This is a genomic window from Natronococcus sp. A-GB1, assembly GCF_029688845.1.
Taxonomy (GTDB): domain Archaea; phylum Halobacteriota; class Halobacteria; order Halobacteriales; family Natrialbaceae; genus Natronococcus.
On the sequence record NZ_JARUKW010000009.1, the window covers coordinates 1 to 17,678 of the forward strand.

Consider the following 17,678-nt stretch of genomic DNA (forward strand, 5'->3'; position numbering starts at 1 on the left):
AGTCGACTACACTGACGACAAGCACGACGACGTGAAGAACAGCTACTACTGCTAACCGCTGGTAGCACCTCGAGACCGCCGCTATTCTTTGCGGAGACTCGTTCGACGAGAGACGTCTCGAGCAACGGATCGACGTTCGCTCACTGCTTCGCTATCGACGCCGGCAGATCGGGTCGCGAAACGGTCCGTTCGGTCCCGAGTTTGTGAGCGTTCACTCGTCGACGGCGGTTGTCGGATCCGGATACGCCTCGAGGTCGGTGATCGTTTCATCGAGACATCCCCGATCGGTTTCGTAGTAGTGGCGGCGTTGAATCCACTCGAGCCGACGGTTGTACCTGATTTCGACCCGTTCCCAGACGTCCCCATCGCCGTCAGGAGCCGAGCGGATCGAGACGGTCTCGAACGCCCGGAGCTCGTAGTCGCCGTCGGCGTACCCGGTCAGCTCGAGGGTCGTTCGGGCGGGCTCGAGCTCGGTGGCGGCATGCTCGAGTAGTCGGGAAGCTAACTGGTCGAGGTCTGTGAGACGCGGCGGTCCGGGCTCAGGTTCGGGTTCGGGCATCGATACGATCACCACCGCAAAAAATCACTGCACGCGAGCCGGTCTCAGTCGTCGCTCGGTGCCGCACCGGCACTGTCGCCGGCGCTGACGCCGGTTCCGGGACCGATATCGATCTCGAGCTCCTCGAGTTTCTCGTCGGGGACGACGCCGTCGACCCAGCCGCGGTGCTCGTAATACTCCTCTTTCATCTCCTCGAGCTCGCAGTACTCGCCCTCGCTTGCGCCCTGGCCGGGCGTGCCGCCCTCCTCGAGGAAGACCTCTGGCAGGGAGTCGTCGTCGCCGTCGAAGCCGACCAGGTTGTTGTAGTACCGCTCAAGGTTGTAGATGCGCTCGCCGGTCTCCATCAGCTCGTCCTCGGTGACGTCGAAGCCGGTCATCCCGTTGTACTGGGAGACGTACTCCTCGATCCCCTCGGCGAAGGCGTTGAACTTGCAGATGTCGAACGAGTCAGAGATGGCGTGAAGGTCCTGAAACTCGGCGGTGAGTTCGCCCTTGCCCTCGTACTCGTAAGGATCGACCTTCTCGGGGATGCCCAGAATCTCGGCGGCAGGGGTGTAGCCGCGCAGGTGGCAGGCGCCGCGGTTCGAGGTGGCGTAGCCGATCCCCATTCCCTTCATGCAGCGGGGGTCGTAGGCCGCGATGGCCTGGCCCTTGACGTCGAGGCGGCAGTCGTGGGCGTCGATCGCGTCGGCGAACCGCTCCTGGCCCTCCGCGAGCAGGTCCGGAAGCTCGCCGTCGCGGTTGGCGATGCGCTCGATCATCTCGATCATCTCGTCGGCGTCGCCCCACTCCATTCCCTCGTCGACGTCGTCGAGCTTGCCCTCTTCGGTGGCGTCCATCGCCATCGCCATGATGTTGCCCGCCTCGATCGTGTCGATCCCCATGTCGTTACAGCGGTCGATCATCACCGCGATCTTGTCGCGGTCGTCGTTCAGCGAGTTCGTGCCGAGCGCCCAGGCGGACTCGTACTCGAACGACTCCATTCGGACGTTCATCTCCTCGCCTTTGTGCATCACGTCGACCTCGACTTCCTTCTTGCAGGCGACGGGACAGGAGTGACAGGTCGGCTCGTCGACGAGAATGTTCTCGCGGACGTTCTCCCCGCTGATGCGCTCGGCGTCGAGGACGTTCTCGCCGCCCTGTTCGGCGTCGTTGTAGGAGATCGCCGAGGTGTACCGACCGTTCTTGGTCGGGTGGCCGTCCATCTCCTCGGTGATGTTCATCAGGACGTTGGTGCCGTACATCGAGAGCCCGCCCTCGTTGGGCGCGGTGACGTCGGACTCGGTAATCGCCTGCATCGCCTGCTGGTGGCCCTCCTTGAACGTCTCCGGGTCGGCGGGCTGGGGCATCTTCGTGTTGGACTTGATAACCACCGCCTTGAGGTTCTTCGAACCGGCGACGCAGCCGGTGCCGCCCCGTCCGGAGGCCCGGTCGTCCTCGTTCATGATGCAGGCGTACCGAACCTGGTTCTCGCCGCCGTCGCCGATCGCCATGATCGAGAGGTTCTTACCGTACTGGCCGTCGACCTCCTCTTCGATCGTGTCGCGGGTCTCGTGGACGCCCTTCCCCCAGAGGTGGGAGGCGTCCCGAAGCTCGACCTCGCCGTCCTCGACGAAGGCGTAGACCGGCTCGTCGGCCTCACCCTCGAACAGCAGGCCGTCGAACCCGGCCCACTTCAATCGGGCACCCGACCAGCCACCGTGGTGACTGTCGGTGACCGTTCCGGTCAGCGGCGACTTCGTACAGATGGCGATCCGACCGCTCATCGTCACCTGCGTTCCCGACAGCGGGCCGTTCATGAACGCCAGCAGGTTGTCCGGCCCGAGCGGGTCGACGTCCGCTCCCTGTTCGAAAACGTACTTTACCCCCAGTCCGCGCGCACCGATATACTTCCGCGCGTCCTCCTCGTCGATCCCCTCGTAGTTTACCTCGCCCTCGCTGAGGTCGATGCGTGCGACGTTGTCTTGGAATCCGCCGATCTCGGTCATTGTAATGTACGACTAGTGCATTCGTTCCGACCCGTGTTAGGTGTTGCCGTGTAGAGGTAACCAGTACCAGTTATACCAGCCACCCGTTGGCGGAATCGCTCCGGTCGCGGTCGGTCTCGGCTTCGATAGCGGTACCCGTCCGAAAACCGGCCGTGTCCGAACCGGTCGGGCGCGGTCGAGGGGCTCGAGGCTGGAACTCTGAGGAGACGTCTCTGGCGTACACTCGTCTCGAACACGGTCCGAACTCCGACTACTCGTTGAGGTGAGAACGGTATCCCTTCGGCTCGAACCCGCGCCGGCAGATCACGCGTTTCTGCCCCACAGTGATCGCACTGACCTGGTCGTCGTCTTCCATCTGTTCGACGACCGCGCGCAGGTGTTCTTCCGACCAGTTGGTTTCCTCGAGGACCGTCGATTCGTCGACGCGCCCCCCGCGTTTGACGAGCAGGCGCAACACCTTGTCGTCGTCGGGGAGCTGCCGATCGTCCGTGCCGTACTCGATCTGTTCGGCGTAGCTCAGTGTTTCGTTTCGCTGCTCCTCGGTGGGCTCCGTCTCCGTTTCGGCCCCGGTGTCGGCGTCGTCAGTGTCGGCTGACTCCTTTGACCAGAGCGACGAAAGCCGTGTCCAGAGTGTGTTAAATACCATCTGTTGATCTCCTCCGCTGTAAGTATCGCTGCTTGAGCGTCGGTCTACCTTGCACTTGTGTTCGGTCCGTTATATACTTGGTCTGCTGTCGAGTTCGGTTTGTGCTCATGCGATCCCGGCCGAATAGCGACGGCCTTGCGAGGCGCAAGTCGACCGAACCGGTTCGCGAGGCCGACAGGATTCGTCGCCCCCGTGGTGGCGACGGCAGTACCGATCCGATCTACGCACCAGTTCGGGTTCCTGGCCCTATCGTACGAACAGGAGGACGGCGGAGAAAGAAACGGTTCCGGCTCGTGCCGAGTTTACCTGCTGGCCGCGGTGACCGTCTCGAGATAGGTTTCGGCCAGCGCCTCGAGTGCTTCGTGGTGGTTTGCCGAGTGCGGTGCCGTCAGCGGCGAGATGCTGATCCGGCCCTCGGCGACGGCCCGTCGGTCCGTTCCCTCGGGATCCGGAATCGTCTCGGGGTCCATCGACTCCCAGATCCGGTCGGTGAGGTGGACGGCGTCGCCGTTTCGCTCGGCGTCCATCTCGTAGCGCTTCGACGGCCGCGTGATCTCGATCGGTGCGGGATCCGTATCTGGCAAGGGAACGTTGACGTTCAGGTACGCGGCGTGATCGAAGATCCCTGCCTCGAGAGCGTGTTCGGCGAGGTAGGTGGTGACACGGGTGGCCTCCTCGAAGTCGGCTGGCCCGACCTCGAGTTCGTCGAACGTGATGTCTCCCAGCGGGACGTACAGCGAGGTCGCGATCGCGGGCACGTCGAAGAAGGCCGCCTCGACGGCCGCGCTGATCGTCCCCGACCGTCCCAGGACGTACTCCCCGAGGTTCGCACCCTCGTTACAGCCGGCGACGACGAGGTCCGGTTCGGGACCGAGTTCGGCCAGGCCGGCGACGACGCAGTCGGCCGGCGTGCCCTCGACGGCGTAGCCGAGTTCGTGTTCCCGGACGTCGACCGCGTGGGAGATCGATCGGCCGCAGGCGCTCTGGTCGTTCGCGGGCGCCACGACAGTGACGTTCGCGTGCTCGGCGAGGGCGTCGTGAAGCACCCGGATTCCCGTGCTGTCGATCCCGTCGTCGTTCGTCAACAGGATCTCGAGACTGTCGCTCATATCGGGTTCTGGGACGGGGGTGCGAAAAGGGCTCCGGAAGGGGCGAGCTACCCGATCCGGTCGACGATCGTCTCCTCGTCGACGACCAGGTTGTAGGCCTCCTCGTCGTCGTTCCAGAGGACTAGAATCCCCTCGAAGGTGAGCACCTCGCCGTAGTCGGCCTCGAGCAGCGGGCGGTTGAGCGAACTCTCCCGGGTGAGGACGGCGTAGTGGTCGACGGCCTCGCTGCCGTCGCTGATCTTGAACAGCGGGTTCGCGTCCTTGCCCGAAAGCGAGCGACTGAGTTTCGCCGCGGCGAGGTCGACGCGGTTGGTGACGTGGCGCTCGGACTCGGCCATCTTCGCCCAGTCGCTGGTCGCGAGGTCGATTTCGATCCGGCGCGTCCCGTCCAGACGGAGCAACGAGTAGGAGAACTGGACGTCGACGTTGACGAACTCGCCGGGAGCGTGGTCGGCGTCGTCCTCGGGCGTCGCCTCGTCGAGCTGGCGCTGGAACGACGGCACCGCCAGATCGGGCCGGACGTCGAACGACCAGCCGCGATCGGTCGGCGTCGCGCCGGGCCAGAGTCGAACGGTCGGGCCGTAGACGGTGACCTCGCGGGCCGACTTGTCGTTCGCACTCGAGGGGATAACGGTCGTTCCCTCGAGGGCGCGTTCGAGGTCGCGAAGCTCGATGCTCGTGTTCTTGTCCGCGGGCGCCATCCCGAGGAACGTCCCGTCCGATGCGAGGGCCTCGAGCACCGAGCGGGCGACCGCCTCGGCGTCCGCGAGTTCGCTCAGGACGTTGCAGGCGAGCACGAGGTCGAACCCCTCCCCGTCGCCGACCGACTCGAGGTCCACGTCCTCGACGGGGTCGCGGTGGATCGTCGGGTGGACGTTCCGCCCGGTCTCCTCGAGCAGCGGGCCGAGGACGTCGGCGGCCGCGCTGGGTTCGATCGCGTGGTAGTCGACGACGGCGTCGTCGGGGAGGTAGTCACAGAGCCCGAGGGCGGGGCCGCCGACGCCGGCGCCGATGTCGAGGACGCGAAGCTCCCGGCCCAGCAGTCCCCGCTCGGCCAGATCGTCGAGCGCGTACTGCACCGCCGCGTAGTAGCCGGGCAGGTGGTAGATCGCGTAGCCTGCCGCGACGTCGTCGTCGTACTCGACGGGCCGGCCCTCGAGGTAGCGGGATTTGAACCGCCGGATCGTCGACCGCAGAAGCTGGCCTGTCCCGTCGCGGTGCCAGTCGACGCCGTAGCGATCGACAAGCAGGTCCTCGAGGCGCTCCCCGTAGCGGTCGGGAAAGCGTTCGACGGGGCCGCGGCGCGGGCTCACGGGCTCGTCTCCGACCGGGACGAAGGTACCGTCCTCGCGCTCGAGCAGGCCAAGCGAGACGGCGTCCTCCCGGAGGTGCTGGCGGACGACCGCGGGATGGGGACTGCCCTCGACGTAGTCACAGATCTCCTCGGGATCGATCGGCCGGACGTTGCGCAGGTACTTCGCGTTCGAACGGATCGCCTCTCGTTGGTCGGTCATTCGTGATCTCCCTCCTCGTGTAGCTTCCGCGCCGCCTCCGCGTACAGGGCCTCGAACTCGTCGTGGTTGGCGTCGGCGAGCGCTCCGGCGGCGTCGGCGACCGCCTCGGCCCCGTCGAAGGTCTCCTGAATGTCGGCGTAGACTCGCGGCGTTCCCGCCGTCACTCGCGTCGCGAGCGCCCGTAGCTCCTCGTAGATCGGCGTCTCGAATCCCTCGGGGACGTCCTCGGCCGCCAGGGCGAACGCGAGGATGGCGGCGTGAGTCGCCGACTGAACCGTCTCCATCGCCTCGTCGTGTTCTTCGGGGGTCGTCTCGACGAGGTCGTTGCCCCGCCCCTCGAGGGCCTCGAGCACCGCCGCGGTCGTCGGTCCCGCGTTCTCGCGGACGACCGCGATTGAGCCCGGCGCCCGCTCGGGGGCAAAGAGCGGGTGGAGGCTCGCGCGCTCGAGATCGGGGGCGTGTCGAGCCATCGCCGCGAGCGGGTCGGTCATCGCCCCCGAGACGTCGACCATCGCTTCGCCCGCCCTCGGGGCGTGAGCGGCGATCGCCTCGTCGGCGTGGGAGAGGGGGACCGCGATACAGACGACGTCGTAGGTATCCTCGCCCTCGAGGGAATCGGTCTCGCCCCCGACGGCGTCCGCAGCCGCGACCGCAGCCGCCGGATCGACGTCGGCGAAGGTGACCTCGGCGTCGACGGCGTCGCCGAACCACGTCCCCATGGCCCCCGCACCGACGATCAGTACGTCCATTGGGGTGATGTACCCGACGGCGTCGCAAAAGGCGTTCGATCGGTCGTCCGATCCCGCAAGCACGAGGCCTATCGTCGCGAGTCGAGAAGCTCGACGTATCCGATGACCGAGGACTCACAGTTACCCCTCGAGCGCAGAGACGCGATGAAAATTACCGGCCTGGCGGCGGTCGGATCGCTGACCGCGCTGGCCGGCTGTAGCGACGACGACGGCGAGGACGACGACCAGATCGACCACCCGGACGAGGCGAACGACTCCAACGGTGGCGGCGGGAGCCCGGTCGACGAGGAGAACGAGACCGGCGGCAGCCCCGACGAACGGGACGACGAAGATAGGAGTTAACGCTGGCCGTCTACGACCGCGTTCGTCCGCCTCGATGGATCGTTCAACGAGCATATAAATACCGTCTGCGACAGACGGCACTATCGGTATCCACCTCGAACGATCAGTGACGGTGATGCCTGATATTGGAAGCCCGTTCGGCGTGGACCTGGCGACGACGATCTTCGGCGCGGGACTGTCGCTGGTCGTCTCGGCCGGGGCGATGACCTACGAGGATCAGATCACCGGCTGGACGTCGGCGGAGATGATCGGCGCCACGGGCCTGGGGCTCGTGGCGGTCGGGGCGGTGCTGGGGATCGTGCTGGTGCTCATCGGCCTCAGGTAGGCCCGTACGGTCACCGACCGTCGTTCCGGGCCGATCGAACCGTCTCCTCTCGAGCCCGGAGCAGCCTCCAGGCGGCGCGGGTCGCCTCGTTCGTGCGGATTCTTCCACTTTCCGGATCGTACTCGATCACGCCCAGGTCCGCCATCTTCGGCAGGTGCCAGTGGTAGAGCGCGACCTCGAGCCTGGTTCGCTCCGCCGGCCGGCCGTCGTTCTCGGTTCCGACGAGTTCCGCGGCGACGGCCTCGAGTGTCGTTTCGGATCGCGTCCGGAGCACGCGAAGGAGCCGCCGCCGAGTCCAGTGAGCGCAGACGTCGTGAATCCCGTCGACCGCGTCGGACGCGTCGTGGCTGGGGGATATCATACCCCCGTTTAGACCCTCGTCTCTCTTCGAACGTTGGGCGGTTACGACAACCAGTTTATAACGGAATCCGTTCGGACCGCTCACTCCGATCGAGGGAAGGGAAGAGCTGCTCGGAGCACCGCGTTGGCGCCACGGCGGACGCGCTCGGAGGCGGCCTGCTGGGAGATCCCCAGTTCGTCGGCGATCGCGGTGAGGTCGGTCTCCCGTGGCACCTCGAAGTAGCCCCGCTGGACGGCGAGGACGATCGCCTCCCGCTGACCGGGTGTGAGCTCGAAGCGCCGTCCCGCCCGTGAGGCTTCCGCGAGCGGATGGACCCGGCCGACGCGGATCGAGATCGATCGATCGGAACAGTACTCGGAGAACCGCTCGACCAGCTCGTTGCTCGGGAACCGGACCCGGAAGTACCAGCCCTCCTCTGCCGTCATCGCCTCGAGGACGACGGCCTCCGCCTCGGCGAGCCCGCCCAGGAGTCCGTCGGCGTCGCTCGACCACACCGCCCGGTACAGCGCGGTGCCGTCGATCCGATCGATCCGGGTGATACTCTCGATATCCGGCTCCGAGCCGACGTGGTGTTCGAACGGCTCGAACCCCTCTCCGGTCGCCCAGAAGTACGGGATAAACTGACCACCGACCGGCACGATTGCCTCGAGTTCGATCTCCATGCGCTCGACCGTCTCGAGCGCCGAGCCGAAGACGAACTCCTCGGTTGCGATGCTGAACTCCACGATAACGCTCATGTGGTAGTCCTACGAGCGGCCGAGATATACGCTGTCTGCCGTCTCCTGCGGCTCCTGTGGCTTGGCGAACAGCTATTTCGTATCGAGGGGGTCGTGGCCCGTCGTCACGAGAGCTGTCGGCGCGGGAAACATTCAACCTGGTCGCCATCGAACCGACGGGCAATGGCGCGGACTCCGCTCAACCCGTTCCGCGACGAGGACGGCAGCTGGACCAGCCCGTCGGGACGGGAGGGCGAGTTCCTCGTCCTCCTCGTCGGGCTTCCGATATTCGCCTGGTTCGCGGCCGTCGATCTGGGCGGGCTCGCGCCCGGCGAGAGCTGGCCCGCGCTCGCCGCCGGCGTCTGGGCCGGGGTCGCCTACGCCGTCTTCTTCCGGGAACGACTGCTCGAGGCCGTCCCCGACGACTTCGGCGGCTGGACCCTCGTCTCGCTCCTCACGGGTGGGTTCGGGCTCTCGATCCTCGAGTTCGTCCACCTCGGAGAACCGACAGCGCTGTTCGTCCTCGCGGCCGGAACGACAGTGCTCGCCGTCTCCGCGATCAGGCTCGTCTCGCCGCTCCACGAGGGGATGGAACCGCAACGGCGGGGCGTCGAACCGCCCGCGTCGGCGGACCTCGAGCGATACCAGTAGATCGTCGCACAGTTTCTTTGTTCATCCTATCGTACAAAACCCGCGTTAGGTGTGACATCCTCCTCGCCGTAAACGGCGAGGCTTCCCACGCATGGGGAATACCAGTTAGTCGTCGCTGGCAGAGGGTTTCGACTCTTGGAACGCCGTGAGCGTCATCTGCGCTGGTACACTCGTCTCACGGTGAGTCGTGGCGGTGTCACAACCGCTCCCATCCCGTGACGAGTCATCGCGTTCCGCCTTGTCAAGCGGGACGCTCTCTCCCCACGGGTCAATCCGTCGTGCGATATTCGCCGAAGCGTTGATGTCTGCCTGAAACGTCGAAACGTGGCACTCGTCGTGAGGACACCGGAACTCGGCTTGGGAGTCCCGCCGACCGATGCGGTGGCACGAGTGGCACGTCTGCGAGGTGTACGCCGGATTCACGTACTCGACAGGGATGCCTGCTTCCGTCGCCTTGTCCTCGATACGTCCTTGGAGTCGGGCGAACGCCCACGAGTGAAGCCGACGGTTCATGTACTTCCCGTAGTCGAGACGCTTACGGATGTACGTCAAGTCTTCCATCACCAACATCGGATTCTCGTACTGCTTGGCGTACTCGACAGCCTGTCGAGACGCTTTCTCCACGATGTCGGTGAGGGCATTCTGGTAGTGCGAAAAGCGGTCTTCAATCCGCCACTCGGATGCGTCACGCTCTTGGAGTCGCTTCAGGGCCGTGTGCATCTCCTTGCGAAGATGCTTCGCTCTGCTTCCACTACACACGAACGGGTCAGTCAGAGAACCGTCCTTGAGGGCACAGCCCGTGATGAGGGCGGTTTCTCCGATGTCTAAGCCGATGTGCGTAGCGTCACCGTCCGTTGCTGGTTCTTCGACCGGGTACTCGACGGTGACGTGAAGTATCCAGTTCTTCTGATGCTTCTGAAGGCGTATCTCTCCGGCCTTCGCGTCCTCAGATACGAGGTCGTGCCAGAGGTCTTCCTGTTCGGGGTTGATTCGGAGCGGTATCCAGAAGTTCGTCCCCCGACCGGGACGCGGAACCCACCACGTAAACTCGTAGTCGCGTTCTTCGGAGTGGTCGAACTTGGCAGCCTGATTCGTGAGTCGTATCGGGTGTTCGTCGTCCAACTCCTTGGCGTTGTACGTCTTGCGGAGTTTCGGGACGTAGTTGCAGAGTGCTGCCTTCGCTTGATACGGTAGGTCGTAAGGCGTCACGATGTCGCTCACCGCCGACATGGTACTCGTCCCGGCGTCGAACGCCTCTTGCAGACCGTCACGGTAGGTTTCGAGTAGGTCGTTGAGTTTCGACTGCTTGTGGGCTGTCGGTGGGGCGAACGTCGCTTGAAGCGTCTTAGTTATCGTTGTCACTGGCGTCTAATCCTTTCTCGATTAGTTCAGCGTAGGCGCGAGGGTGTCGAATGCCATTGTCGCGGGCGTACTCTTTCACCCGTTCGTGGAGGTCACTCCCTCGCTCCATATCGATTTCAGTTCGCACAACTCTTTGTACGTTATTTTGGTACTAATAACTTCCGTTCGGTATTCAGACTGCTGTAGACTGTGGATTGCGTAGTGGAGTGACGCGATTCACGCCCGTCCCCAGAACGCTCCGCGTTCTGGTGTGCAAACGAGACGCAAAGCGTCTCGTCAACGCCGTGAACGGCGGGATTCTCTCGCTGTTTAAAGATAGGCGGACCATGTCTCAGTTCGGTCCGACCGCTCTTCCTGCGGTGGCGTGCGCTGTCGACCGACCGAGCGAAAGTGAGGGCGGTCAATGATGCCGCGCGAGGTCTTCGTGAACAGCGTGAACGAAGGCTTGTCAGAGCGTGCTCTGACAGTGGACGAACGAGCGCAGCGAGTGAGTCGGCTGGGGAGGGCGTGGCGATCCCCTGTGTTCGTGCGAGCAAGACTGCTACTCGTCGGTAGTACCGCGAAAGCCCCTGGCCCCTTTCAATCCCACCCAGGGTGGATAGTTGGGGCTGCAGACACGACGCCGGCCGTTCCATTCGCATCTATACGTAACAGTTCGAGGTATTCCGATTCGCCCGAACAGGGCACGTACTCCCACCTACTGAGGCCTTACCACGCCTCCTCGAGCACGCCCTCGATCTCCTCGACGGTCGGATCGAGTCCCGGCGGGGCATTGGCCATGAAGCCGTCGGCGAGGATCGCCTCGGCGACGTCGCCGAACTCGTCGTTCTCGACGGGGTCGAGGTCCCGCAGCCGGAACGGCAGTCCGAGCTCGTTGCGCAGTTCGGCGACCCGGTCGACGACCGCGGCGCCGTGGTCGGCGGCCTCGCCGACGCCGAGGGTGTCCGCGAGCAGCCCCGCTCGCGCGTCGACGCCCTCCCGGTCGAAGAGGTAGCGCAGGACATGGGGGACGACGACGGCGTGGGCGACCCCCTGCTGGAGGTCGTAGGCGTCCCGCAGCCCGTGGCCGAAGGCGTGGACGACCGACAGCGTCGTCCCGTCGGGACGGGAGATGCCGTACTGAACGAGGATCAGGCCCTCGAGCAGCGTCTCGAACGTTTCGACGTCGCGATCGCCCCGTCCGAACGCCTCGAGTCCGTCCCCGAACTTCTCGAGGCCGTGTCTGGCTGCGGCGTCGGTGATCGGGGTCGCGTTGGCCGCGTAGATCGTCTCGAGGCCCTTGTCGAACCCGTTCATCGCCGATCCCGCGAGAATCGAGGCGGGCGTCGTCGCGACCAGTTCGGGGTCGTAGAACGCCGCGGTCGGCATCAGCTTGGGATCCGAGATCCCGCCGCCGAGTTCCTCGTCGACCAGCCCCGAGTGGGGCGCGGCGGTGATCCCGGCGCCCGTCGAGAGGTCGGCGCCGGCCAGCGTCGTCGGGACGGCGACGATCGGGACCAGTCCCTCGTCGGGGACGGCGATCGTGCCCGTCTGAGCGAACTCCTCGGCGATCCGATCGCGCGAGCGGTCGCTCGCCGCGAGGGCGCTGATCGCCTTCGCGACGTCGAGGCTGCTCCCGCCGCCGAGGCTGACGAGGGCGTCCGCTTCCTCGGTCTCGATCCGATCGAGTCCGTCGAACGCCGTCCCGAGGCGCTTGTCGGGCGTCGTCTCGTCGAAGACGCCCGCCAGCCGGTCGCCGAGCCCCTCGCGAACGGGGTCAATCACTTCGGGCGTGTCCCCGACCGTGGAGCCACAGACCACCAGCGCTCCCTCGAGGTCCAGCGCCTCGAGTTCGGCCTCGAGATCGTCGACACAGCCCGCGCCGAACCTGATCGTCGCCGGGCGGTACTCGAACCGGAAGGCCGGATCGCGCGTCGTCTCGTCGGTTGTGGCCATGACTTCCCGTAGGAGGAGCTCGCAGTAAAAAGGACCAGCGGCGTCAGCCGGGGGACAGGGTCAGTCGCTCGCGTCGACGGACGGCCCGTCGAACGGTGGCAGTTGCGCCTCGATCCGTTCGCGTTCGTCCTCGAGACGCTCGGGGAGGACGAGTTCGGAACCCAGCTCCGCGGGATCCTCGTCGACGGCGAACCCGGGCCCCGTCGTCGCCATCTCGAAGAGAACCCCGCCCGGCTCGCGGACGTAAATCGAGTGGAAGTACTTTCGGTCGATCACTTCGGTCGGCGATAGCCCGTGGTCGGCGAACGCCTCGCGCCACGCCTCCTGTTCCTCGACGTCCTCGACCGTGAACGCGACGTGGTGGACCGTCCCGACGCCCATTCGACCGCGGCCGACGTCGGTCTCGACAAGGTCTACGATCGAGCCCGGACCGCTCGCTGCACTCCGATAGCGCCGTCGGCCGTCGGTTTCGTCCTCGAGTTCGTACCCCAGGACGTCGGTCAATACGGCCGCGGTCGAGTCGACGGAGTCGACCGCGAGCGTCACGGCGTGAAAGCCGCGCAACTGATGTTCCGCGGGTACTGAGCCCTCGGTCCAGGTCGCCGCCTTCGGTTCGTCGCTCGCGGTGTCACCGCTCGCGTTATCCGAGGCCCGTTGCGCCTCGCTCGCGGCCACCAGCTCGAGTCCGATCCCGTCCGGGTCCTCGAACTGGAGAACCGTCTCGCCGAATCGATCCTCGACGTCGACCGCAACGTTCCGCGACTCGAGGCGGTCGCGCCAGTAGTCGACCGACCCCTGCGGAATCCGATAGGCGGTCGCCTGCGTCTGCCCCGCGCCGAACTGCCCGGGTCGGCCCTCGTCGGTCCACGGGAAGAACGTGATGTTCGTCCCGGGCGTCCCCTCCCCGTCGCCGAAGTAGAGGTGGTAGGTGCCGGGATCGTCGTGGTTGACGGTCTGCTTGACGAGGCGCAGTCCCAGCGTGTCGACGTAGAAGTCGGCGTTTCGCTGCGGGTCGCCCGCGATCGCGGTCACGTGGTGGAGGCCGGGCGTTTCGGGTGCCATACCGGGAGGAGGCGCTCGAGCCTTGAGACGTTTCGCTCACACCGGTGTTACGGGGTGACGCCAACGTTATCGGGAGTAGAGCGTCGAAAACGGTCCGTCTCGGACGGACCGCGTCTCACTCGATTTCGAGCCGAGTCACGAGCGGAATCTCGTTCGTGACGATATCCATCAGCGGCGAGGTCGCCTCGACGCGCTCGCGCAGCTCCTCGAGATGCTCCTCCGACGCGTCGGCCTCGATGTGGGTCGTACAGGTGATCGACTCGTAGCCGGGTCGGACGTCCTCGTCGAGGCCGAGGAACCCCCGCAGGTCCACGTCACCGTTCATCTCGAACCGGAGGTCATCGAGTTCGATCCCCATGGCTGCGGCGTTTGCCGCGTAGCCGACGGTCAGACACGACCCGAGCGCGCCGAGCAGCAACTCGACGGCGTTGGGGCCCGTCCGCTCGCCCAGGATCTCCTCCGGCTCGTCGCCCTGAAGGGTAAACTCCCGTGTATGGACGGTTTCTCCCGCCTGATCGAACTCGTCGATGATCGTCGTCGCCTTCAGCGCGTCCTCCCACTTGGTTTCGGCTCGGAAGGTGAACGCCCCGACGGCAGCATCGTCGTCGATCGCCTCCATCGCTCCCTCGAGGGCGGAAACGTCGACACCGTTGACCGTGGTTTCTTCTCTGGTCGCCATTGTTGACTCACCGACCTTCCCTCCGACGGCCGCGATCATAACCTAGCTAGATACCCTCTAGCTTTCTATCGGGTCCGCTCTAACTCGCTCGAGTTTCGCCGATGAGAATAGTTACCATCGGACGGAACGTACCGGCGAACGTGACCTGCCCGCACCTCGAGTACCGCGACCGAGCCGACGACCGGCGCTTCGACGAGCCGCGAGCGTACTGTGCCGTCGCCGACCGGTTCGTCCAGCCGATGCGTGCCGATATCTGCAACGACCGTTACGCGCTCGCACACGACCGTCACTGCGAGATCTACCTCGAGCACACCAGCGGGGACACAGACGGTGGAGGCGGGATCGGCGATCCGGAGGCGACGAACGAATGAGCTACGACGACTACCTCGCCGGCGACCCCCTGATCGTCACCGCGGCGCTGACCGGGGGTGTCCACGGGAAGGAGGCGAACCCGAACCTCCCGGAGACGCCCGAGGAGATCGGTCGGGCCGCCGCGGCGGCCGAGGAAGCTGGCGCGTCGGTCGTCCACCTCCACGCCCGCCGACCGAACGGCGAGCGCAGCTTCGAGACCGAGCGCTTTCAGGCGATCGACGACGCAGTTCGACGACACGCCGACGACGTCATCATCCAGCACTCGACGGGCGGAACGGGCGCCCCCGAGGACCGGCGCCACCTCCCGCTGCGGACCGATCCCCCGCCGGAGATGGCCTCGCTCGACATGGGTCCGTTGAACCGGTACGACCACCTCACCAGCGAGAACACTCGGGGACTGGTGGATGCCCTCCACGAGGAGATGATCGACCGCGGGATCAAGCCCGAACTCGAGGTGTTCAACGACGGCCACGCCAACGAGGTGCTGGGACTGCTCGAGCGCCGCGAGCTCGCCGCCCCCGTCTACGCGACGCTGATCTTCGGCCCGGGAACACTCACCCCGCCGACGCCGCGGAACTTCCTGACCGCCGTCTCTAACCTGCCCGACGACGCGCTGTTCAACACGCTCGGCTTCGGGCGCCACCAGCTGCCATTCGCGACGATGGGGATCCTCTTCGGCGGCCACGTCCGGGTCGGCCTCGAGGACAACGTCTACTACCGACGGGGCGAACTCGCCGAGAGCAACGCCCAGCTTGTCGACCGAGTCGTCCGTCTCGCCGAGGACCTCGGTCGCCCCGTCGCGACCCCTGCGGAGGCGCGGTCGATCCTCGGGCTCTAATCCAGGGCCAGTCGTCGAAATCCTTATATCCCTCATTGGCATGTAAGGCATTAACACACATGCAAGGATGCTCGGATCAAGCGCTGTTAGCCACGCTTGCCGAGCGGGGGCCGGCCGAGATGGTGACGTTGGCCGACGAGTTCGAGATCCACCCCGTGACGATCACCGAACGCTGTTACGAGCTTCAGTCGGACGGCCACGTCCGCCAGATCTCGGGCGGCGTCTATGTGATCACCGACGACGGCAGGGCCTACCTCGAGACGCTCTCGGAGTGAGCTACGACCCGCTCGAGGCGCGCCGGCGCTCGCGCTCGATCGTCGTCACGTAGATGCCGGCGAGGACGACGAGCCCGCCCGCGACCGTGATCGCGTCGGGCACCTCCGCGAGCAGGACGAGCGCCAGCAGGGTCGACCCGACCGGTTCACCCAGCCAGGTGACGCTGACGACGACCGACTCGAGGTGTTTCAGCGCCCAGTTGACGATCGTGTGTCCGAAGATTCCCGGGCCGATCGCCATCCCGAGAAAGAGCAGCCACTCCCGCGGCGGATAGTCGAGGTAGGCGTGGCCCTGCGCGCCGACGAGGACGAACAGGGTGAGCGTACAGGCCGCGTAGACGACGGTCACGTAGGGAAACAGCGAGACGCGCTGGCGGATCGACCGCCCCGCGAGCACGTAACCCGCGACGGTGACCGCTCCTAAAACGGCGAGCGCGTTGCCGTACATCGTCGCGTCCGAAATCGGCGCCTCGCCGGCGTCGCCCAGTGACATCGCGGTCGCGCCGATCAGGGCGACGACGATGCCGACGACCGTCTCGCGGTTGACGTGCTCGCCGAGCACCAGCGCCGCGCCGAGGGCGACGAAGATCGGCTGAGTCTGGACGAGCGTGACGCTGGCGGCGACGCTCGTGTGGTTCAGGCTCTCGAACCAGGCCGCGAAGTGGATCGCGAGGGCGACGCCGGCGACGATCGCAAAGCCCAGATCCCGCCTTGAGAGGCGAGCGAACTCCTCGCGGTACCACAGCAGGGCGATCGGCGCGACGATCGCCGTCGTGAATAGCACACGGTAGAGGGCTGCAACCGAACTCGGGGCCGCGCTCCAGCGCACTAGAATGGCGCTCGTGCTGGCGGCGAAGACGGCGAATCCCAGGGCAGCGAGGGGGGTGACCTCGAGGTCGGCGGCGTTCACGTCGTGTCACAATACGTGATCGGAACAAACGAGTTCCGGTAGCCGGCCGAGCGAACCGGTATCAGCCTGCCGAAACGGTTCTACTCCTCGGGGAACCGTCCGTCCCGGTATATCGAGGCGACCTCGGCATCGATATCCTCGAAGCCGACGATATCGTCCTCCGTGAGCTCCTCGGCGTCCCACTCCTCGAGATACGCTAGGGCGTCGTCCTCGTCGGCGAACGCGCGGGGGTTCAGCCCCATCACCTCGTCGTCGACGCCGTCCTCGTCGGTGACGATCACGAAGTAGGCTTCCGTGGCGTCGATCAGTTCGCCCGTCTCGTAGTCGACCGTCCAGGCGCCGACGATCTCCGAGTCGACCGGGACGTCCGCGAGGTAGGCGGTCATGCAGCCCGAGGAACAGAAGATCGCTCGCTCCTCGCTCTCGTGGGCGAGCTGGCTGTGCCAGTCGGGGTAGTCCGTCGGCGTCATCGAGCAGACGACGCAGTTCTGATCCCGCTCGAACTCGAGTGGCTCGTCGCCGGACTCCTCGAGGTGGGGCGTGTTCTGGTGTTCGCCGTCGTCGTCACCGCCCTCGCCGTCGTCGCCGTTTCCGCCCTCGTCGGCGTCGTCGTCCGCACCGCCGCCGTCGAGACAGCCCGCGACGCCGACGCAGGCGCCCGCGCCCAGCGCGCCCAGGAGCCGTCGCCGGGCGAGCGATCGACGATCGTGTGCACTCATGCGGGGAGGTAGCGACGCCGCGATGAAAACAGGCGCGGTTCGTTCGGCGGTCGGCTACTCGAGCTCTGCTTTCGTCAGCCGGTGGCGAGCCCGGAACATGGTCTCGAAACCGACTCGCGAGAACGGCGTCGCCGCCCTGCCCAGCGGGCCGAACGGCAGCTCGTACTCGACGCGGTCCCGCAGGAGCGTCTCGTCGCCGTCGCCGTAGAAGGCGTGGGTGTGGACCCAGCGCTCGAAGGGACCGTCAGTCATCTCGTCGCGGAAGTACGCCGTCCCGTCGGTTCGCTCGCGCTCGGTGATCATCGACGTCCACCGCTGGCGCGGTCCGACGCCGAACGGTCGCGTCGACAGCGTTACCTCCGAGCCGGCCTCGAGGACGCCCGGCTCCCCGTCGGGACCGACGACCGACTCGACGGCCAGTCCCATCCACGCGGGCGTCACCGCCTCGAGTCCCGACACTCGCGAGTAGAACTCCCAGACGTCCTCGAGGGGGGCGTCGACTCGGGTCTGGCGCTCGTAGGTGGCCATGACCGTCGGTAGACCCCTCGAGGGCAAAAGCGCGCGCC

21 protein-coding genes are annotated in these 17,678 nt (G+C 66.0%); 6 read left to right on the plus strand and 15 right to left on the minus strand.

Annotated features, from left to right (window positions below; all coding sequences use genetic code 11):
- Nucleotides 1–211 precede the first annotated feature (211 nt).
- From QA600_RS11425 to QA600_RS11450, 6 genes are all read right to left on the minus strand, one after another.
- Nucleotides 212–559: a hypothetical protein gene (locus QA600_RS11425; RefSeq protein WP_278292068.1), complete on the minus strand. Its 348-nt coding sequence runs from the start codon at nt 557–559 to the stop codon at nt 212–214.
- A gap of 44 nt (nt 560–603) precedes the next feature.
- Nucleotides 604–2,547, minus strand: a complete 1,944-nt coding sequence (locus QA600_RS11430; protein ID WP_278292069.1) for an aldehyde ferredoxin oxidoreductase family protein — start codon at nt 2,545–2,547, stop codon at nt 604–606.
- 250 nt (nt 2,548–2,797) lie between these two features.
- A complete protein-coding gene (locus QA600_RS11435) occupies nt 2,798–3,193 on the minus strand; it encodes a hypothetical protein (protein WP_278292070.1) in 396 nt (131 codons plus the stop codon).
- Nucleotides 3,194–3,495: 302 nt separating this feature from the next.
- Nucleotides 3,496–4,302 (minus strand): 5'/3'-nucleotidase SurE, encoded by an 807-nt coding sequence (surE, locus tag QA600_RS11440; RefSeq protein WP_278292071.1) that lies wholly within the window; start codon nt 4,300–4,302, stop codon nt 3,496–3,498.
- 47 nt (nt 4,303–4,349) lie between these two features.
- A complete protein-coding gene (locus QA600_RS11445) occupies nt 4,350–5,816 on the minus strand; it encodes a class I SAM-dependent methyltransferase (protein ID WP_278292072.1) in 1,467 nt (488 codons plus the stop codon).
- Nucleotides 5,813–6,565 (minus strand): prephenate dehydrogenase/arogenate dehydrogenase family protein, encoded by a 753-nt coding sequence (locus QA600_RS11450; RefSeq protein ID WP_278292073.1) that lies wholly within the window; start codon nt 6,563–6,565, stop codon nt 5,813–5,815. The genes QA600_RS11445 and QA600_RS11450 overlap by 4 nt, the downstream gene beginning before the upstream one ends.
- Nucleotides 6,566–6,667: 102 nt before the next feature.
- On the opposite strand from QA600_RS11450, the gene QA600_RS11455 reads away from it, so the two are divergent.
- Together QA600_RS11455 and QA600_RS11460 are read left to right on the plus strand one after the other, a co-directional pair.
- Nucleotides 6,668–6,907 carry a hypothetical protein gene (locus tag QA600_RS11455; protein ID WP_278292074.1) on the plus strand — a complete coding sequence of 80 codons (240 nt, stop codon included), beginning with the start codon at nt 6,668–6,670 and terminating at the stop codon, nt 6,905–6,907.
- A gap of 115 nt (nt 6,908–7,022) precedes the next feature.
- Nucleotides 7,023–7,232, plus strand: coding sequence for a hypothetical protein (locus QA600_RS11460; RefSeq protein ID WP_005553627.1), 210 nt, complete (start codon nt 7,023–7,025; stop codon nt 7,230–7,232).
- Between the two features lie 10 nt (nt 7,233–7,242).
- On the opposite strand, the gene QA600_RS11465 is transcribed toward QA600_RS11460, so the two are convergent.
- Together QA600_RS11465 and QA600_RS11470 are read right to left on the minus strand one after the other, a co-directional pair.
- Complete coding sequence (locus QA600_RS11465; protein ID WP_278292075.1) at nt 7,243–7,593, minus strand: hypothetical protein; 351 nt, start codon at nt 7,591–7,593, stop codon at nt 7,243–7,245.
- An 80-nt stretch (nt 7,594–7,673) separates the two neighbouring features.
- Nucleotides 7,674–8,330: a helix-turn-helix domain-containing protein gene (locus QA600_RS11470; protein ID WP_278292076.1), complete on the minus strand. Its 657-nt coding sequence runs from the start codon at nt 8,328–8,330 to the stop codon at nt 7,674–7,676.
- 162 nt (nt 8,331–8,492) lie between these two features.
- Here QA600_RS11470 and QA600_RS11475 point away from each other — a divergent pair, with 162 nt between their 5' ends.
- Nucleotides 8,493–8,960, plus strand: coding sequence for a hypothetical protein (locus QA600_RS11475; RefSeq protein ID WP_278292077.1), 468 nt, complete (start codon nt 8,493–8,495; stop codon nt 8,958–8,960).
- A 105-nt stretch (nt 8,961–9,065) separates the two neighbouring features.
- Here QA600_RS11475 and QA600_RS11480 read toward each other — a convergent pair whose 3' ends face one another.
- The 4 genes from QA600_RS11480 to QA600_RS11495 all read right to left on the minus strand — a co-directional run bounded on the left by QA600_RS11480 (nt 9,066) and on the right by QA600_RS11495 (nt 13,998).
- Entirely contained in the window at nt 9,066–10,322 is a 1,257-nt protein-coding gene (locus QA600_RS11480) for a transposase (protein WP_278292078.1), read from the minus strand.
- Nucleotides 10,323–11,030: 708 nt separating this feature from the next.
- Nucleotides 11,031–12,257: an iron-containing alcohol dehydrogenase family protein gene (locus QA600_RS11485; RefSeq protein ID WP_278292079.1), complete on the minus strand. Its 1,227-nt coding sequence runs from the start codon at nt 12,255–12,257 to the stop codon at nt 11,031–11,033.
- 60 nt (nt 12,258–12,317) lie between these two features.
- The gene (locus tag QA600_RS11490; RefSeq protein ID WP_278292080.1) at nt 12,318–13,319 is read right to left on the minus strand and encodes a ring-cleaving dioxygenase; all 1,002 of its coding nucleotides are present in this window, start codon (nt 13,317–13,319) and stop codon (nt 12,318–12,320) included.
- 115 nt (nt 13,320–13,434) lie between these two features.
- Nucleotides 13,435–13,998, minus strand: coding sequence for an OsmC family protein (locus QA600_RS11495; RefSeq protein ID WP_278292081.1), 564 nt, complete (start codon nt 13,996–13,998; stop codon nt 13,435–13,437).
- Between the two features lie 140 nt (nt 13,999–14,138).
- On the opposite strand from QA600_RS11495, the gene QA600_RS11500 reads away from it, so the two are divergent.
- Genes QA600_RS11500 through QA600_RS11510 form a run of 3 tightly spaced genes read left to right on the plus strand, consistent with a single transcriptional unit; the run spans nt 14,139 to nt 15,483 of the window.
- A complete protein-coding gene (locus QA600_RS11500; RefSeq protein ID WP_278292082.1) occupies nt 14,139–14,369 on the plus strand; it encodes a hypothetical protein in 231 nt (76 codons plus the stop codon).
- On the plus strand, nt 14,366–15,208 hold the full coding sequence (locus QA600_RS11505; RefSeq protein ID WP_278292083.1) for a 3-keto-5-aminohexanoate cleavage protein: 843 nt from the start codon (nt 14,366–14,368) through the stop codon (nt 15,206–15,208). Before QA600_RS11500 ends, QA600_RS11505 begins: the two co-directional genes overlap by 4 nt.
- A gap of 59 nt (nt 15,209–15,267) precedes the next feature.
- Nucleotides 15,268–15,483, plus strand: coding sequence for a hypothetical protein (locus QA600_RS11510; RefSeq protein WP_278292084.1), 216 nt, complete (start codon nt 15,268–15,270; stop codon nt 15,481–15,483).
- A gap of 1 nt (nt 15,484) precedes the next feature.
- Here QA600_RS11510 and QA600_RS11515 read toward each other — a convergent pair whose 3' ends face one another.
- The 3 genes from QA600_RS11515 to QA600_RS11525 form a co-directional block, all read right to left on the minus strand.
- Entirely contained in the window at nt 15,485–16,393 is a 909-nt protein-coding gene (locus tag QA600_RS11515; RefSeq protein ID WP_278292085.1) for a DMT family transporter, read from the minus strand.
- 80 nt (nt 16,394–16,473) lie between these two features.
- Entirely contained in the window at nt 16,474–17,112 is a 639-nt protein-coding gene (locus QA600_RS11520; RefSeq protein WP_278292086.1) for a nitrous oxide reductase accessory protein NosL, read from the minus strand.
- Nucleotides 17,113–17,166: 54 nt separating this feature from the next.
- A complete protein-coding gene (locus QA600_RS11525) occupies nt 17,167–17,640 on the minus strand; it encodes an SRPBCC family protein (RefSeq protein ID WP_278292087.1) in 474 nt (157 codons plus the stop codon).
- Nucleotides 17,641–17,678: the final 38 nt, after the last annotated feature.

Coding starts and splice junctions, on each gene's coding strand:
- QA600_RS11425 (WP_278292068.1), bottom strand. CDS start 559: ATGCCCGAACCCGAACCTGAGCCCGGACCGCCGCGTCTCACAGACCTC.
- QA600_RS11430 (WP_278292069.1), bottom strand. CDS start 2,547: ATGACCGAGATCGGCGGATTCCAAGACAACGTCGCACGCATCGACCTC.
- QA600_RS11435 (WP_278292070.1), bottom strand. CDS start 3,193: ATGGTATTTAACACACTCTGGACACGGCTTTCGTCGCTCTGGTCAAAG.
- surE (WP_278292071.1), bottom strand. CDS start 4,302: ATGAGCGACAGTCTCGAGATCCTGTTGACGAACGACGACGGGATCGAC.
- QA600_RS11445 (WP_278292072.1), bottom strand. CDS start 5,816: ATGACCGACCAACGAGAGGCGATCCGTTCGAACGCGAAGTACCTGCGC.
- QA600_RS11450 (WP_278292073.1), bottom strand. CDS start 6,565: ATGGACGTACTGATCGTCGGTGCGGGGGCCATGGGGACGTGGTTCGGC.
- QA600_RS11455 (WP_278292074.1), top strand. CDS start 6,668: ATGACCGAGGACTCACAGTTACCCCTCGAGCGCAGAGACGCGATGAAA.
- QA600_RS11460 (WP_005553627.1), top strand. CDS start 7,023: ATGCCTGATATTGGAAGCCCGTTCGGCGTGGACCTGGCGACGACGATC.
- QA600_RS11465 (WP_278292075.1), bottom strand. CDS start 7,593: ATGATATCCCCCAGCCACGACGCGTCCGACGCGGTCGACGGGATTCAC.
- QA600_RS11470 (WP_278292076.1), bottom strand. CDS start 8,330: ATGAGCGTTATCGTGGAGTTCAGCATCGCAACCGAGGAGTTCGTCTTC.
- QA600_RS11475 (WP_278292077.1), top strand. CDS start 8,493: ATGGCGCGGACTCCGCTCAACCCGTTCCGCGACGAGGACGGCAGCTGG.
- QA600_RS11485 (WP_278292079.1), bottom strand. CDS start 12,257: ATGGCCACAACCGACGAGACGACGCGCGATCCGGCCTTCCGGTTCGAG.
- QA600_RS11490 (WP_278292080.1), bottom strand. CDS start 13,319: ATGGCACCCGAAACGCCCGGCCTCCACCACGTGACCGCGATCGCGGGC.
- QA600_RS11495 (WP_278292081.1), bottom strand. CDS start 13,998: ATGGCGACCAGAGAAGAAACCACGGTCAACGGTGTCGACGTTTCCGCC.
- QA600_RS11505 (WP_278292083.1), top strand. CDS start 14,366: ATGAGCTACGACGACTACCTCGCCGGCGACCCCCTGATCGTCACCGCG.
- QA600_RS11510 (WP_278292084.1), top strand. CDS start 15,268: ATGCAAGGATGCTCGGATCAAGCGCTGTTAGCCACGCTTGCCGAGCGG.
- QA600_RS11520 (WP_278292086.1), bottom strand. CDS start 17,112: ATGAGTGCACACGATCGTCGATCGCTCGCCCGGCGACGGCTCCTGGGC.
- QA600_RS11525 (WP_278292087.1), bottom strand. CDS start 17,640: ATGGCCACCTACGAGCGCCAGACCCGAGTCGACGCCCCCCTCGAGGAC.